This is a genomic window from Tessaracoccus sp. O5.2 (assembly GCF_964266725.1).
Lineage (GTDB): Bacteria > Actinomycetota > Actinomycetes > Propionibacteriales > Propionibacteriaceae > Arachnia > Arachnia lapidicapta.
In genome coordinates this window covers 118,585-134,600 of record NZ_CAXWGV010000055.1, presented here as the reverse complement: position 1 = coordinate 134,600, position 16,016 = coordinate 118,585, and the positions used below count along the sequence as shown (strand labels likewise).

Below are 16,016 nucleotides of genomic sequence, written 5' to 3'. Positions count from 1 at the left end.
AATGGGCGTTCGGATCGATGCGCGGCTCACCCGGTGCGAAGGCCTACTACAAGGCTCTCAAGGACCGCAAGATCGGCCACCAGGCCGCCCTCCGCCAGCTCGGGAACCGGTGGGTGGGCATCCTCCACGGCTGCCTCAAAACCGGCCAGCTCTACGACGAAAACAAGGCCTGGAGCCACCAATCCAGCGCTGCCGCTTGACAAAACAAAACCTGGGATGTCTGCCGCGCCGGCCCCGGAAATCAAACTCCGCGCGCTCAGCCTTCGGCCGCGGGGGTGGTCTTCAGGACGCTGAGCAGGAACTCGTGGTTGCTCTGCGTCTTGGCCATCCGCGACTTCAGGGTCTCGAGGGCCTGCTGGTCATCGAGCCCGGACAGGGCCCGGCGCAGCTTCCAGATGATGTTGAGCTCGTCGCGACCCAGCAGCAGGTCCTCGCGTCGGGTGCCCGAGGCGTCGACGTCGATGGCGGGGAAGATCCGCTTGTCGGCCAGCTCGCGGCGCAGGCGCAGTTCCATGTTGCCCGTGCCCTTGAACTCCTCGAAGATGACCTCGTCCATCTTGGAGCCCGTCTCGATGAGCGCGGTGGCCAGGATGGTGAGCGAGCCACCGTCTTCGATGTTGCGGGCGGCACCGAAGAACTTCTTCGGCGGGTACAGCGCCGCCGAGTCGACACCACCGGACAGGATGCGGCCCGAGGCCGGCGCCGCGAGGTTGTAGGCGCGGCCGAGGCGCGTGATGCCGTCGAGCAGCACGACGACGTCGTGGCCGAGCTCCACCAGGCGCTTGGCCCGCTCGATCGCGAGCTCGGAGACCATGGTGTGGTCCTCGGCCGGGCGGTCGAACGTCGAGGCGATGACCTCGCCGGAGACTGTGCGCTGGAAGTCGGTGACCTCCTCGGGACGCTCGTCCACGAGCACCACCATGAGGTGGACCTCGGGGTTGTTCGCCGCGATGGCGTTCGCGATGGCCTGCATGATCATGGTCTTGCCCGCCTTGGGCGGCGACACGATCAGGCCGCGCTGGCCCTTGCCGATGGGCGAGACCAGGTCGATGATCCGGCCGGTGATTGTGTTCTGCACGGTCTCGAGGCGCAGCCGCTCCTGCGGGTAGAGCGGGGTGAGCTTGGCGAACTCGGGGCGGCCCTTGGCCTTCTCCGGATCGTCGCCGTTGACCGTGTCGAGGCGCACCAGCGGGTTGAACTTCTCCTTGCGCTCGCCCTCACGCTGCGCGCGGATCGCGCCGGTGATGACGTCGCCGCGGCGCAGGCCGTAGCGCCGCACCGTCGACATCGACAGGTAGGCATCGTTGGGGCCGGGCAGGTACCCGGAGGTGCGAACGAACGCATAGTTGTCCTGGATGTCGACGATGCCGGAGATCTGGACGAGCACGTCGCCCTCGCCGACGGTGGGCTCGGCCTCCATGCGCTCCATGCCCCCCTGGCTTCCCCGGGTGGGGCGCCGGTTGGTCTGCCGCTCGCGGTTACGGCGTCGACGGCTGCGGCGCGAGCCGCCCTGATCGTCGTCGTAGCCCACGGGCTCGATGGTGACCGACGCGGGGGCCGGCGGCGCTGAGGCCGCGGCCGCGGGGGCGCGGCCGCCGCCCTTGGCCGCTTCGAGGAGTTCGCCCACCTCGTCGATGACGTCCTGCTGCGGGATGGTGGTCTCGCCCTGGGGGGCGCGGTCGCGGTTGCGGCGACGGCGGTTGCGGCCGCTCGGCTCGCCGTCGCCACGGTCCTGGCGCGGCTCTTCCTGGCGGCGCGGCTCCTCGGAGCGCTGCTCCTGGGCCGCGGGCTGCTCGGCGGCGGGCGCGGACTCCCCCGCGGGGGAGGCCGGTTCCCCGGCCGGACGCGACGCGGCGCGGCGGCTGCGCGGAGGGCGCTGGGGCTCGGCCCCGGCGTCGACGAGCGTCTCCTGGGGAGCCGCCTGCTCCCGCTCGGGGCGGGGCGCTCGGGCGGCGGGGGTGCCGCCCCCGGCGGACTGGATGGCGGAGACCAGGTCGCCCTTGCGCATGGCGGATGCGCCCTTGATGCCCAGCCTGGCTGCGACGGACTTGAGTTCGACCAGCTTCATTCCGGACAGGTCAACGGATTCGCTCAAGGAAAGTTCCCTTCATGGAGCCGTGCGGGCAGCCTCTCAATGCGGCCGACGGCGTCAAAGTGGTGGAGTACTGGGCGCGGAAGTGGCCGGGTGGATGATCGCCCCGGCGGCGCCTCGTGGTAAACCGCGCTCCAGCCTAGCAAGTCGGAGGGCCCGCGACCAAAGACGCGCCCGAATCGCCGCGTGCGAGCCGCGGCCTGGCCGTCAGCCGACGTGCAGTTCGACGCCCCCGGCGGGGCGGAGCCGGTGCACCGCGAACCCGGTGCTGGTCACGGAGCCGGCCGGATCCAGCTGGTCCGGGAGCCCGACGGCGATCACGGTGGGGCCCGCGCCGGAGATCGCCGCCGGCACACCGGCTGCCCTCAGCCGCAGCATGAGGTCGTAGGCGGGCCGCATGAGGTCGGCCCGGTACTGCTGGTGCAGCCGGTCCGCCGTCGCGTCCAGCAGCAGGTCGGGGCGGAGCGTGAGGGCGAGCGGCAGGGCGGCGGCCGCGATGGCCTGCGCGACGGCGTCAGCCCGCCCCACGGTGTCGGGCAGGACGCGGCGGGCGTCGTCGGTGCGGCACTCGAAGCCGGGCACATACGCCACGGCGCCGAAGCCCTCGGGCAGCGGCAGCTGCACCAGCGACACCTTGCCGTCGCGGGCCCAGGCGAGGATGGCGCCGCCCCACACGGCCGCCCCCGCGTTGTCCGGATGTCCCTCGGCAGCGGTGGCGAGTCGCGTGAGCGCCGCGCGGTCCAGCGGCTGACCGGGGCGGGCGACGCCCCAGGCCAGGGCGAGCCCCGCGACGATGGCGGCCGCCGACGAGCCCAGGCCGCGCGAGTGCGGGATGGTGTTGTGCGCCGTGAACCGCAGACCCGGGGGGCGCTCGCCCCCGAAGGCGGCCAGGCCCTCGAGGAACGTCGCCACGACCAGGTGCCGTTCGTCGCGCGGCACGTCCGCCGCGCCTTCGCCGGTGACCATGACCTCCAGGCCCGGCGTGTCGTGCGTCTCCAGCGTCAGCTCGTCGAACCAGTCGAACGCCATGCCGACGCAGTCGAACCCCGAGCCCAGGTTCGCGGTGGTCGCGGGGACCCGGACGACGAGCCGGCCCATCGACTCAGAAGCCCTCGACGCGCAGGACGCGCACGTCGGATCCGACGAAGTCGGAACGGCGGAGTTCCTCGACGACGACCGCGAGGTCGCTCTCCCGCGTGAGGTGCGTCATGACGCCGAGCCGGGCGGCGAAACCGCTGGCGTCGGCCCCCTCCCGTTCGGCCAGGTAGCTCTGCTGCACCACCCGCAGCGACACGCCGTGATCGCCGAAGATGCCGGCGCAGCGCGCCAGGATGCCGGGGCGGTCGACGACGTCGAAGCTCACGTAGAACTGCGCCTCGGACTCCCCGATGGGGGCCACCGCACGGCTGCTGGAGCTGGGGCCGCGGTGGCTGGCGGTGCCGCGGTGGCGGTTCCGGGCCACGGTGACGACGTCGCCCATGACGGCGCTGGCCGTCGGAGCGCCACCGGCGCCCTGACCGAGGAACATCAGCTCGCCGGCCTCGCGAGAGTTGACGAAGATGGCGTTGTACGCGCCCGAGACCGTGGCCAGGGGGTGCTTGTTGGCCACCATGGCCGGGTGCACCTTGACGATGACGCGGTCGTCGTCAGTCAGTTTCGCGATCGCCAGCAGCTTGATGGTGCAGCCCATCTGCTCGGCGGCAGCGATGTCGTCCTCGGTGACACCCGTGATGCCCTCGCAGAAGACCTCGTCGCGGCGCACCTCCGTGTGGAAGGCGAGTCCCGCCAGGATCGCGGCCTTGGCGGCGGCGTCGTGGCCCTCGACGTCCGCCGTCGGGTCCGCCTCGGCGTAGCCGAGCTGCTGCGCCTCGGCCAGGGCCGCGTCGAAGCTGCTGCCGTCGCTGACCATCTTGTCGAGGATGTAGTTGGTGGTGCCGTTGACGATGCCCATGACCGCGGTGATGTCGTCGCCGACGAGGGACTCGCGCAGCGGCCGGACGATCGGGATGGCGCCCGCGACGGCCGCCTCGTAGTAGAGATCGACGCCCTTGGCCTCCGCCGCCCGCGACAGCTCCCCGAGGTCGTCGGCCAGCAGCGCCTTGTTCGCCGACACGACGGAGGCGCCGTTGGCGATGGCGGTGAGCAGCAGGGTGCGGGCTGGCTCGATGCCGCCGATGAGCTCGATGACGATGTCGAGGTCCTTGCGGGCCACCAGCGACTCGAGGTCCGTGGTCAGCAGCGCGGGGTCGATGCCGGGGCGCTCGGCCTCCAGCCGCCGCACGCCGATGCCGACCAGCTCGAGCCGGCGACCGATGCGCGCCTCGAGCGTGGGGCCCTCGTTGAGGATGATGCGGGCCACCTGGGACCCGACGACGCCAGCGCCGAGCAGCGCGACCTTGAGCGGCTTGCTCACTCTCCCACGTCCAATCTCATGAGGTCGTCGAGCGTCTCGCGGCGCAGCATCACGCTCGTGGCACCGTCCTTCGCCGAGACGACCGGGGGCTTCGGAATCTGATTGTAGTTGCTGGCCATGCTGCGGGCGTAGGCGCCGGAGCCGGGCACGGCGATGAGGTCGCCGATGGTCACGTCGGCCGGGAGGAAGACGTCGCGGATCAGGATGTCGCCCCCCTCGCAGTGCTTGCCGACGACGCGGCTGAGGACCGGCTCGGCGTCGGAGGTGCGGTTGGCCAGCGCGGCGGAGTACTCGGCCGCGTACAGCGCCGGGCGGATGTTGTCGCTCATGCCGCCGTCGACGCTGATGTACACGCGCGAGCGCCCGCCCTCGAGGTCCACCACCTTGACGGTGCCGACCTCGTAGACGGCGACGCCGGCAGGTCCGCAGATCGCCCGGCCCGGTTCGATGGACAGGTGCGGGCGCTGGAGCCCGAACGCCCGGCACTCGTGGTCGATCATCTCCTCGAACGCGGCCGCGATGTCGGCAGTGGGCTCCGGAGTGTCGGCCGAGGTGTAGGCGATGCCGAAGCCGCCGCCGAGGTCCAGTTCAGGCAGCTCGACCCCCGTGGCGGTCCGGAACTGCGACGCCAGCCGCATGGTGCGGCGGATGGCCACCTCGAAGCCGTGCGTGTCGAAGATCTGCGATCCGATGTGGCTGTGGATGCCGGCTAGGTCCAGGTACTGCGAGCTGTGGCAGCGCACCAGGGCGGTCAGGGCCTGCCCGCCCGTGATCGACATCCCGAACTTCTGGTCCTCGTGCGCGGTCGCGATGTACTCGTGGGTGTGCGCCTCGACTCCGGTGGTGACCCGGACCATGACGCGGGCGCGGTGGCCGCCGTCGACGCAGGCGCGCTCGAGGCGTGCGATCTCGTCGAAGGAGTCGACGATGATGCGCCCGACGCCCTGCTCGAGCGCGAAGCGGATCTCCTCGTCGGACTTGTTGTTGCCGTGGAGCCCCAGCCGGGCGGCGGGCATGCCGCCGGCGAGCGCGATGCGCATCTCCCCCATCGTCGTGACGTCGAGCCCCAGGCCCTCCTCCGCGGCCCAGCGGGCGACCCGCCGGGTGAGCAGCGCCTTGCCGGCGTAGTAGATGTCCCAGGTCGGGAACGCGGTGCGGAACTCGCGGGCCCGCGAGCGGAAGTCCTCCTCGTCGATGACGTAGACGGGCGTCCCGTGTTCGCGTGCCACGTCGGTCAGCGGCGCGCCGGCGACGACGATGCGGCCCTGGTCGTCGCGGACCGTGCCCCGCGGCCAGAGCTTGGGGTCGAGCGCGTTGAGGTCGCGCGGCACCTCGAGCCACTGCGGCCCGCCGTGCGCGGCGTCCGCGTGGATCGACCCGGCGATGTGCATGTGCGTCATGGCGCCCAAGCCTGCCAGAGGCCCGCCCCCGGCCGCCATCGGCCGGCTCAGCCCGAGACGACGACGCGAACCAGTCCGCGGAGCACGAGCGACGGCGGATCGGCGACCGGCTCGCCGTCGGCGGTCACGACGAGGTCGCCGCAGGCCCCGCCCACGCAGTCGGAGTCGAGCCGGACCCCCCAGAGCGTGAAGAACTCGCCCAGCGTCACGTCGCGATTGCCTTCGCCCTCGAGCCAGATCTCCCCGCCCGGCGCGTGCGTGTGGGCCGGCGCCTGCACCGCGCGCAGCCGGTCCACGCCGATGTACGCCGGTACCTCCACCTCGCGGCCGTCGACGGTCACCGTGAGGTCGAGGATCCAGGGATCGGAATCGGTGTCGAGCGGCTGCTCGGGCAACCCCGCGGCCTCGATGTAGGCCACGCCGTCGCGCGGGGCGTCCCACGGCGGGGCCGAGTCGCGCAGGACCGCCGGGCCGGGGTCGGGGCGCGACACGCAGCCGACAGGCAGTGCGATCAGGATCATCGCCAGCACGGACGTCAGCAGGGGCCTCACGCCGACCACCGTAGCCGGAAACGACAGAACCGCTCACGAGGTGCTAACCTTTCCGGGCCAGCCCCCGTAGCTCAGGGGATAGAGCACCGCCCTCCGGAGGCGGGAGCCGAGGTTCGAATCCTCGCGGGGGCGCTCAGCGCCCGATGGCCCCAGGCCTCGCTGGTAGGAGACGTGAGTCCGTGAGACATGCCGCACCACGAGTCCGTCTCCCCCGGACGGCCGTCGCCGGACTCCTCATCGCGGTGTTCATCCTCACCCGCTACGTGTCGTACCGATTCCTGGAACTGGAGTCGGTTGCGTTCATCGCCAACGACGTTTCCTATTACGGCTACCACCTCTTCCGCCTCGACGAGGGCGAGACCGGCGTCATGGTCGAGTACCCCGTCCCCGCCGTGTGGATCCTGCAGGCGATCTACCGCCTCGGCGGCGGCTGGCAGACGTGGACGTCGGTCTACGCCACGGTGTTCGTGCTCCTCGACGCTCTGGTCGCGATCTCCTTCCACCGCCGCGACAACGCCGCCGGCGCGCTGTTCTGGATCCTGTTCACCGGCCTGCAGGGCGCCATCGTCTGGTTCCGCTTCGACCTGATCCCGGCGGCGCTGGTCGCCTGGGCGTGTCTGCTGCTCATCCGGGCGCCCGCCGTCTCCGGAGCGCTCGTCGGGCTCGGAGCGGCGATCAAGCTGTGGCCGGCGCTCCTCATCGCGCCGATGCTGACGCCCCACCCCTGGCGCTCCCGGTCCGCCCGCCTGCGGCTGATCGGGTTCGTGGTGGTGGGGTTCGGCCTCGCCGCCGCGTCGCTGGTGAGCAGCGGCTGGGACCGCTCCGCCTCCCCCATCACCTGGCAGTCCGACCGGGGCCTGCAGATCGAATCGGTCCCCGCGACGCCGCTCATGGTGCTGCGCACGTTCACCGCCAACCCGTCGTGGGACGTGTTCCTGTCCCCGTACAACGCGCTGGAGCTGCGGGGCCCCCACGTCGACACCATGCTGCTGGTCAGTTCGGTGCTCACGGTGCTCTCCGTCGCCGCCACCGGCTATCTGACGCTGCGCCTGGCCCGGGCGCGCGGCCTCCGCGGGCAGGATCGGGAGGTGGCCATCCTGCTGGCCGTCCTCACGATCGTGCTGGCCACCCTCATCAGCAACAAGACGCTCTCGCCGCAGTACGTGCTGTGGCTGGGAGGGCCGGTGGCCGCGCTGCTCGTCGCGCCGCTGGACGGCGGGCTGCGGCGACACGTGCATGTGCAGGCCGCCGGCATGCTGCTCGTGGCGCTACTGACGCAGCTGACCTATCCGTGGGGCGCCTACGGCATCATGGCCATCCCGCTGGGCTCCGGGCCCGAGACGTCGGTCCTCGTCCTGCGCAATCTGCTGCTCGTGGCCCTCACCGGGCACAGCTTCGTGCTCACGCTCCGGGGCACCGGACGGGGAGCCGGCATCACCCCCGTCCGGGGGCGTGCGTCGTCGCCACAGCCCTCGTGAGTGTGGGTAAGCTGCCCAGTAGCAGCAGCCGCAGTCGTCTGCGGCCGACGGGACTCACAGAGGGGATCGTGGCCTCCGCCACTCACACATGTCAGCACCTGACTCACTGGACTCTTTCGGGGCGAATGCATGGCTGATCGACGAGATGCGGGAGGCATACCAGGCCGATCCCAGCTCCGTCGATCCGGAATGGCGCAAGCTGTTCGAGACTGAGGGGGCTCCCGCGCAGCCCACCGCCGCGCCACCCGCCCCTCAGGCGGCCGAGCAGCCGTCGGAGGCACAGCCCGCCGTGACCCCCGCACCGCCGCAGCAGAGCGCCAAGCCCGTCGAGGCGGCGAAGGGCGATGGGGAGCCCAAGGACCAGCCCGCCGCCGACGGCGAGGCCGCACCGGCCCGGCCCGCGCAGAAGTCCATGGTGGAGCGGCGGCCCAAGGGCGGCGAGCGCCCGGCCAACCCCGGCTCCGGGTCGACGCTGTCGGCCAACGCCCCCAACCCCGCGCTGCGGCCCGAGCCCACCGCCGCGCAGCCGAAGTACACGGTCCTGCGCGGCGCCCCGATGCGCACGGCCAAGAACATGGAGTCGTCGCTGACGGTCCCGACGGCCACCTCCGTCCGCTCCGTCCCCATGAAGCTCGTCATCGATCAGCGCACGGTCATCAACAACTTCCTGCGCACCTCCAAGGGAGGCAAGGTCTCCTTCACGCACCTGATCGGCTACGCGATGGTCAAGGCACTGGCGGCCATGCCGGATATGAACAACGCCTACGACGTCATCGACGGCAAGCCCACCCTCATCGAGAACCCCTCCATCAACCTCGGCATCGCCATCGACATCCGCAAGGGCGACACCCGACAGCTGCTGGTCCCCAACATCAAGGGCTGCGAGAACCTCAACTTCTTCCAGTTCTGGTCCGCCTACGAGCAGGTGGTCAAGAAGACCCGCGACGGCGACCTGCAGGTCAGCGACTTCGCGGGCACGACGGCGTCGCTCACCAACCCCGGCGGCATCGGCACCAACCACTCCGTGCCGCGCCTCATGAACGGGCAGGGCGTCATCCTCGGCGTCGGCAACATCGACTATCCGGCCGAGTTCCAGGGCATGAGCCCGTCGAAGCTCACCGAGCTGGGCGTGTCCAAGGTCACGACGCTCACCAGCACGTACGACCACCGCGTCATCCAGGGCGCCACCTCCGGTGAGTTCCTCAAGAAACTCCATGGCCTGCTGCTCGGCGAGGACCGGTTCTACGACGAGATCTTCGAGGCTCTGCGCATCCCCTACGAGCCCCTGCGCTGGTCACCGGACATCTCGGCGCACCGTGACTCGCAGGTGAGCAAGACGGCCCGCGTGCTGGAGCTGGTCAACGCGTACCGCACGTTCGGCCACCTCGTCGCGGACACCGATCCGCTCGAGTACCGGCAGCGGGCGCACGAGGACCTGCGCCTCGAGGCGCACGGCCTGTCGATCTGGGACCTGGACCGCGAGTTCGCGGTCGGGACCTTCGGCGGCAAGGAGCGCGTCTACCTGCCGCTGCGCGACATCATCGGCATCCTGCAGGACTCCTACACCCGCACCATCGGCGTCGAGTACATGCACATCGCCGACCCGCGGCAGCGCGAGTGGTTCCAGCAGCGGATGGAGCGGCCGCACACGCCGCTGACGCACGAGGAACACATGCACGCGCTGGACAAGCTCAACGAGGCCGAGGTCTTCGAGACGTTCCTGCAGACGAAGTTCGTGGGCCAGAAGCGCTTCTCGCTGGAGGGCGGCGAGTCGCTGATCGTGCTCCTGGACGAGATCGCCCAGCGGGCCGCGAACGACTCCCTCGACGAGGTGTGCATCGGCATGCCGCACCGCGGCCGCCTCAACGTGCTCGCCAACGTCGTCGGGAAGAAGTACGCCCAGATCTTCAAGGAGTTCGACGGCCAGGTCGACCGCACCGGCACCGGCGACGTCAAGTACCACCTCGGCGCGGAGGGCACCTTCGTCGCGGCCAACGGCGCCACCATCAAGGCGTCGGTCGCGGCGAACCCGTCGCACCTCGAGGCGGTCAACCCGGTGTTGCAGGGCATCGCCCGCGCCAAGCAGGACACGCTGGCGGCCGACGACTACCCGGTCCTGCCGCTGACGCTGCACGGCGACGCGTCATTCTCGGGCCAGGGCGTGGTGTTCGAGACCCTGCAGATGAGTCAGCTGCGCGGATACAAGACCGGTGGCACCATCCACGTGGTCGTCAACAACCAGGTGGGGTTCACGACGGCGCCGACGGAGTCGCGCAGCTCGACATACTGCACGGACGTCGCCAAGTCGATCTCGGCACCCGTCCTGCACGTCAACGGCGACGACCCGGACGCTTGCATCCGGGCCGCCCGCGTCGCGTTCGACTACCGGCAGCGCTACCACAAGGACGTCGTCATCGACCTCGTCTGCTACCGCCGCCGCGGCCACAACGAGGGCGACGACCCGAGCTTCACGCAGCCGAACATGTACGACCTCATCGAGCAGAAGCGCTCGACGCGGCGCCTCTACACCGAGTCCCTCATCGGCCGCGGCGACATCTCCATGGCCGACGCCGAGGACGTCATGAACCGGTTCCGCGCCCGCCTCGAGAACGTGTTCCGCGAGGTGCGCGAGACCACCGAGGCCGACGACGACTACCGCAAGGTGCCCTACTACCCGACGAAGCCCGACGCGCGGCTGACCGAGATCACCCCGGAGATGCTCAGGACGATCGCGGAGGTGCACACGCAGTTCCCCGAGGGGTTCACGGTCCATCCGAAGGTCATGCCGCAGCTCGAGCGCCGCGCGCATGCGATCCTCGAGGGGCCGATCGACTGGGCGACGGCGGAGATGATCGCCATCGGCTCGCTGCTCATGGAGCGCCGGCCCGTACGGTTGGCCGGCCAGGACTCGCGGCGCGGCACGTTCTCGCAGCGCTTCGCCGCCATCGTGGACCGGGTCACCAACGAGGCCTGGGTGCCGCTGAAGCACCTCACGGAGGACCAGGGCACGTTCGACGTGTTCGACTCGCTGCTCAGCGAGTACGCCGCGCTCGGGTTCGAGTACGGGTACTCGGTCGCGCGCCCGGACGCGCTGGTGATGTGGGAGGCCCAGTTCGGCGACTTCGTCAACGGCGCCCAGATCATCTCCGACGAGTTCGTGGCCGCCGGCAACGCGAAGTGGACCCAGAAGTCCGGTGTGGTGCTGCTGCTCCCCCACGGCTACGAGGGTCAGGGCCCGGACCACAGCTCGGCGCGCATCGAGCGCTGGCTGCAGCTGTGTGCGGAGAACGCGCTGGCCGTGTGCCAGCCGTCGACGCCGGCCAGCTACTTCCACCTGCTGCGCCAGCACGCCTACGTCAACTACCACCGCCCCGTGGTGATCGCGACGCCCAAGTCGATGCTGCGCAACAAGCTGGCCACGTCCAATCCGGAGGACTTCACCTCCGGCGCCTGGCACCCGGTGCTGGACGACCCGACCATCGACGACCCGTCGAAGGTCAAGCGCCTCATCCTCTGCTCCGGGAAAGTGCGCTGGGACCTCGTCGCCCGCCGGGAGCAGCTGGGCCACGACGGCAGCATCGCGATCGTCGCGCTCGAGCGGCTGTACCCACTGCCCAGCGAGGAGCTCGCGCGGGCGCTGCAGCGATACGCGCACGTCGACGACGTGCGATTCGTGCAGGACGAGCCGAAAAACCAGGGGGCCTGGCCCTTCCTGTCCGTCCACCTGCCCGAGGACGTCAAGCGCCACCTGCCGGACTACGACCTCAGGATGACGCTGGTGGCCCGCGAGTGGTCGTCGGCGCCGTCGGTGGGCTCGCTCAAGGTTCACAAGGCCCAGGAGGAGGACCTCCTCACCGCGGCGCTAGGCTGACGGCCGTGTATTTCACGGACCGAGGGCTCGAGGAGCTCACAGACCGGCGCGGCCACGAGGAGGTCACCTTCGAGTGGCTGGCCGAGCAGATGCGCACGTTTGTTGACCTGTTCCCGGAGTTCGAGACTCCGGTCGAGCGGCTGGCCTCCTGGCTCGCGCGCCTCGACGACGACGAGGAGGACTGATGCTCGATCTCGACGCGCTGCGGGCGCGCTACCGGCAGATCACGGACGCGGAGCCCGAGGGGCTGTGGTTCGCCCCCGGCCGGGTGAACCTCATCGGTGAGCACACCGATTACAACGACGGGTTCGTCCTGCCGTTCGCCCTGGAGCGGAAAGCCGTCATCGCCGGCGGTCGGCGCACGGACGACACGCTCGTCCTGGTGTCGCTGGAACTTGACGACGAGGTGCGCGTGCCCCTCGCCGACCTGGCCCCGGACACCCAGGGCTGGTCGTCGTACCTGGCCGGGGTGGCCTGGGCGCTGCGCCAGGCCGGCCACGACGTCGGCGGCGCCACGCTGGTGATGACGTCCGACGTGCCGCTGGGGGCCGGCCTGTCCAGCTCAGCGGCCATCGAGTGCGCGACGGTGGCCGCGCTGGCCGACCTCTACGACCTCGACATCGCGAAGATGGATCGGGCGAGGCTCGCCCGCGTCGCGGAGAACGACTACGTCGGCGCCCCCACCGGACTCCTCGACCAGGCCGCCAGCACGCTGTGCGAGGCGGATGCCGGGCTGTTCCTGGACTGCCGGACGCTCGAGACGCAGCAGGTGCCGCTGCCGATGGCGGAGCAGGGCTACGAGATCCTGGTGCTCGACACCAAGACCCCGCACAGCCACGTCGACGGCGAGTACGGCGCCCGGCGCGCTTCCTGCGAGGCGGCGGCCTCGATCCTGGGGATCCCCGCTTTGCGTGACGTCACCGACCTCGACGACGCGCTCGGCCGCCTCGACGACGAGACGCTGCGGCGACGCGTGCGCCACGTCGTCACCGAGAACCAGCGCGTGCTCGAGGCGTTCGAGGTGGCGCGGTCGGACGACCTCGCCGCGCTGGCGCCCCTGCTCGACGCGTCGCACGTCTCCATGCGCGACGACTACGAGATCACGGTGCCCACCGTCGACCTGGCGGTGGAGGCGGCGCGGGCCGCCGGCGCCCTCGGCGCGCGCATGACGGGTGGCGGCTTCGGCGGCTGCATCATCGCGCTCACCAGGGCGGGCGAGGCCGACGGCATCGGCCGGGCCGTCGCCGACGCGTTCGCCGAGGCCGGCTACGGCGCTCCCGAATGGTTCTCCGCGACGCCCGCCCCGGGGGCAGGACGGCTCGCCTGACTCAGCCCACCCGGTCGAGCTCGCGGCGGCCGACGGCCAGCACAGCCGTCACCACCGTCGCGAGCACGACCGGCAACACCAGCAGGCTTCCGACGAACTGCGCGCGGTCGGCGGTGGTGAGGAAGCTGCCGACCACCAGCAGGTGCAACAGCGAGGACGCCACGACGAGGCCCAGCGCCCAGTGCTGACGCCTCGTCACCGCCCAAGCGACGAGCAGCAGCATGAGGCCGTAGCCCACCAGCACGGCGGCCACGCCGAGCCCGAAGGTCCGGGCGTTCGCCGCGACGGTGCCCACCCCGATGCCCACGATCGCGAGCCCCGCGACGGCGGTCAAGAGCACGGGAACGGCCAACAGGGGGCGGCGCAGCACGTCGGACATGCGTCCGAGAGTGCCGCACCGAAGACGGGGCGACCAAATCCGGTCCGCGTTGCGGGTCGCCCACCCGCAGGCGGCCTCTATTGCCTATCGTTGGTTCGGCGAGTAGCCTGCATGAGCTTGCTTGCTTTAGCTACGAAACATTGTCCGACCAGAAGGAGCTCAACCATGGATTGGCGCCACAAGGCCGCCTGCCTCACCGAGGATCCGGAGTTGTTCTTCCCGGTCGGAAACACCGGCCCCGCACTCCAGCAGATCGAGGAAGCCAAAAAGGTGTGCCAGCGTTGCGTCGTCCGCGAGCAGTGCCTGTCCTGGGCCCTCGAGGCCGGTCAGGACCACGGCGTCTGGGGCGGCCTCAGCGAGGATGAGCGACGGGCCATCAAGCGGCGCGCGGCCCGGTCGCGGCTGCGCAACTCCTGAGCCCCGCCGGCGAGCTCCCTGGCGGCACACTGGAGGGTATGGACGACCGGTTCACCCAGGCGTTCGCCGCGGCCCCCCGAGCAGACTTCCTGACCGCGCAGCAGCGCCACAACGCTCACATCGACGCGCCCTTGCCGATCGGCCACGGCGCCACCAACTCGCAGCCCTCGACGGTGCTGCTCATGCTGCGCCTCCTCGACCCCCATCCGGGTGACCGCGTGCTCGACGTCGGCAGCGGCTCGGGATGGACCAGCGCGCTGCTCGGGGAGCTGGTGGGGCCCACCGGGTCCGTGACCGGCGTCGACATCGTCCCGGCGCTGGTGGCCGTCGGCCGCGCCAACCTCGACGACCGGTGGCCATGGGTCCGCATCCGTCTCGCCAGGCGCGATGTCATGGGCTGGCCCGACGGCGCGCCTTACGACCGGATCCTCGTCTCGGCCGACGGCGGCTCGGTCCCTCGCGCGCTGGAGGATCAGCTCGCCCCCGGCGGCCGCATGGTGCTCCCGGCCGCGCAGGAGATGACGATCGTCGAGCGCTCCACCGACGGCACCCTTGCCCGGCGACACGCGCCCGGGCTGTTCTCCTTCGTCCGGCTCCGCTGACGAACCGGCTACGCCACGACGGGCGGCACGGGGATGACGATGGTCGCCACGGCGCCGGGCCCGTCGGGGCGGTTCTCGATGGCGAGGCTGCCGTGCAGGTCCTTGATCAGCGTCGAGATGATCGCCAGGCCCAGCGACGTCTGCCTGCCCAGCTGGAAGTCCGCGGGCAGACCGTGGCCGTGGTCGGCGATCCGGATCGTCAGCAGATCGCCCACCCTCTCGGGCAGCACCTCCACCGTGCCCGAGGAACTGTCCATGCCGTGCTCGATCGCGTTCTGACACAGCTCGGTCACGACCATCGACAGCGACGTCGCCATCGCGGCCGGCACCACCCCGAAGGATCCGTGGCGCCTGGCCTTGACCGTGCCGTGGGACGCGGCGAGATCGCCCACCATGTCGAGGATCTTGTCGCACACGTCGTCGAACGCGACCGCCTCCCCCAGCGAGTAGCTGAGCGTCTCGTGGACCATCGCGATGGACGAGACGCGGCGCATGGCGTCGCGCAGCGCCTCCTTGCCTTCGGGCGACGACAGCCGCCGAGACTGCATCCGCAGCAGCGCCGCCACCGTCTGCAGGTTGTTCTTGACGCGGTGGTGGATCTCGCGGATCGTGGCGTCCTTCGTCACGAGCATGCGGTCGCGCCGGCGCAGGTCCGTGGTGTCGCGGCACAGGACGAGCATCCCCGCCGACGTGTACTCGAGCCACAGCGGCAGCAGCACGAACCGCATGGACGCGCCGCGCGCCTCGACGTCGAACTCCAGCGTCAGGCGGCCGTCGAGGTCCGCCTCCACGGTCTGGCCCATCGACTCGACGCTGGCGCGCAGCTGGCGCGTGAGGTCGCGGAAGTGCTCGCCCTCGATGTCGCCGACCGCCCCGAGGCGCCGGAATCCCGTCACGGCGTTGGGGCTGGCGTAGGAGATGACGCCGTCGGGCTGGACCCGCAGCACGCCGTCGGCGGCGCGTGGCGCCAGGGCCTTGTCCGACGGCGTCACCAGCGGGAACTCGCCGCGCATCAGCATCTGGGTGAGGATCTCGGCGGCCTCCAGGAAGTTCTCCTCCAGGGCGCCCGTGGCCCGCATGCCCATCTGGTTGGTGTGCCGCTCGATGACGGCGATGACGTGGTCGTGGCGCAGCACCGGGATGGCCCACACGTCCACGGGGATGCCCGCCCCGAGCGCGTTGTCCGACGTCTCGGCGATCTCCCGGCTCATGAACGCCACGGTCACCTGGTGGTCCGGCTCGAACTCGATCGTCTCGCCAATGATGTCTTCCTCCAGCGCCGTCGGCCCGGTCACGGGCCGGACCTGCGCGGTGCAGTGGAAGACGTCGCCCTCCCGCGAGGCGGGCTTCCAGAGGACGAGGTCCGAGAAACTGAGGTCCGCCAGGAGCGCCCACTGGGAGACGAAGGCGTCCAGCCACTCGTCGTCGGTCATCTGAGCCACGTCTCGCATCACGCCGCCCAGCTTGCCACGAATGGGCTTTAGCA

Annotated in this window: 13 protein-coding genes, 1 tRNA gene and 1 pseudogene; 8 read left to right on the top strand and 7 right to left on the bottom strand. The window is 70.8% G+C overall.

Going from position 1 to position 16,016, the window contains the following annotated elements:
- Positions 1–200: pseudogene (locus ACFQPD_RS14480) on the top strand (IS110 family transposase); the annotation flags it as partial.
- 56 nt (positions 201–256) lie between these two features.
- Here ACFQPD_RS14480 and rho read toward each other — a convergent pair.
- From rho to ACFQPD_RS14455, 5 genes are all read right to left on the bottom strand, one after another.
- On the bottom strand, positions 257–2,095 hold the full coding sequence (gene rho, locus ACFQPD_RS14475; protein WP_385901500.1) for a transcription termination factor Rho: 1,839 nt from the start codon (positions 2,093–2,095) through the stop codon (positions 257–259).
- Positions 2,096–2,299: 204 nt separating this feature from the next.
- Positions 2,300–3,190, bottom strand: a complete 891-nt coding sequence (thrB, locus tag ACFQPD_RS14470) for a homoserine kinase (protein WP_385901498.1) — start codon at positions 3,188–3,190, stop codon at positions 2,300–2,302.
- A 4-nt stretch (positions 3,191–3,194) separates the two neighbouring features.
- Entirely contained in the window at positions 3,195–4,505 is a 1,311-nt protein-coding gene (locus ACFQPD_RS14465; protein WP_385901497.1) for a homoserine dehydrogenase, read from the bottom strand.
- The gene (gene lysA, locus ACFQPD_RS14460; protein ID WP_353081055.1) at positions 4,502–5,905 is read right to left on the bottom strand and encodes a diaminopimelate decarboxylase; all 1,404 of its coding nucleotides are present in this window, start codon (positions 5,903–5,905) and stop codon (positions 4,502–4,504) included. The genes ACFQPD_RS14465 and lysA overlap by 4 nt, the downstream gene beginning before the upstream one ends.
- Positions 5,906–5,952: 47 nt before the next feature.
- A complete protein-coding gene (locus ACFQPD_RS14455) occupies positions 5,953–6,456 on the bottom strand; it encodes a hypothetical protein (protein ID WP_385901496.1) in 504 nt (167 codons plus the stop codon).
- Between the two features lie 60 nt (positions 6,457–6,516).
- Between ACFQPD_RS14455 and ACFQPD_RS14450 the strand changes: the two genes are divergently transcribed.
- From ACFQPD_RS14450 to galK, 5 genes are all read left to right on the top strand, one after another.
- Positions 6,517–6,588: transfer RNA gene (locus ACFQPD_RS14450), tRNA-Arg, on the top strand.
- 47 nt (positions 6,589–6,635) lie between these two features.
- The gene (locus ACFQPD_RS14445; RefSeq protein WP_385901495.1) at positions 6,636–7,934 is read left to right on the top strand and encodes a glycosyltransferase 87 family protein; all 1,299 of its coding nucleotides are present in this window, start codon (positions 6,636–6,638) and stop codon (positions 7,932–7,934) included.
- Positions 7,935–8,022: 88 nt separating this feature from the next.
- On the top strand, positions 8,023–11,805 hold the full coding sequence (locus tag ACFQPD_RS14440) for a multifunctional oxoglutarate decarboxylase/oxoglutarate dehydrogenase thiamine pyrophosphate-binding subunit/dihydrolipoyllysine-residue succinyltransferase subunit (protein ID WP_385901493.1): 3,783 nt from the start codon (positions 8,023–8,025) through the stop codon (positions 11,803–11,805).
- 5 nt (positions 11,806–11,810) lie between these two features.
- Positions 11,811–11,990, top strand: coding sequence for a DUF6104 family protein (locus ACFQPD_RS14435; protein WP_068751275.1), 180 nt, complete (start codon positions 11,811–11,813; stop codon positions 11,988–11,990).
- Complete coding sequence (gene galK / locus ACFQPD_RS14430) at positions 11,990–13,132, top strand: galactokinase (RefSeq protein WP_385901492.1); 1,143 nt, start codon at positions 11,990–11,992, stop codon at positions 13,130–13,132. Before ACFQPD_RS14435 ends, galK begins: the two co-directional genes overlap by 1 nt.
- 1 nt (position 13,133) lies before the next feature.
- On the opposite strand, the gene ACFQPD_RS14425 is transcribed toward galK, so the two are convergent.
- On the bottom strand, positions 13,134–13,511 hold the full coding sequence (locus ACFQPD_RS14425; RefSeq protein WP_385901491.1) for a hypothetical protein: 378 nt from the start codon (positions 13,509–13,511) through the stop codon (positions 13,134–13,136).
- A gap of 165 nt (positions 13,512–13,676) precedes the next feature.
- On the opposite strand from ACFQPD_RS14425, the gene ACFQPD_RS14420 reads away from it, so the two are divergent.
- Together ACFQPD_RS14420 and ACFQPD_RS14415 are read left to right on the top strand one after the other, a co-directional pair.
- Positions 13,677–13,928 (top strand): WhiB family transcriptional regulator, encoded by a 252-nt coding sequence (locus ACFQPD_RS14420; protein ID WP_068751272.1) that lies wholly within the window; start codon positions 13,677–13,679, stop codon positions 13,926–13,928.
- Positions 13,929–13,966: 38 nt separating this feature from the next.
- The gene (locus ACFQPD_RS14415; protein ID WP_385901489.1) at positions 13,967–14,530 is read left to right on the top strand and encodes a protein-L-isoaspartate O-methyltransferase; all 564 of its coding nucleotides are present in this window, start codon (positions 13,967–13,969) and stop codon (positions 14,528–14,530) included.
- Positions 14,531–14,538: 8 nt separating this feature from the next.
- Here ACFQPD_RS14415 and ACFQPD_RS14410 read toward each other — a convergent pair whose 3' ends face one another.
- Positions 14,539–15,993, bottom strand: a complete 1,455-nt coding sequence (locus ACFQPD_RS14410; RefSeq protein WP_385901513.1) for a sensor histidine kinase — start codon at positions 15,991–15,993, stop codon at positions 14,539–14,541.
- Between the last annotated feature and the right edge of the window lie 23 nt (positions 15,994–16,016).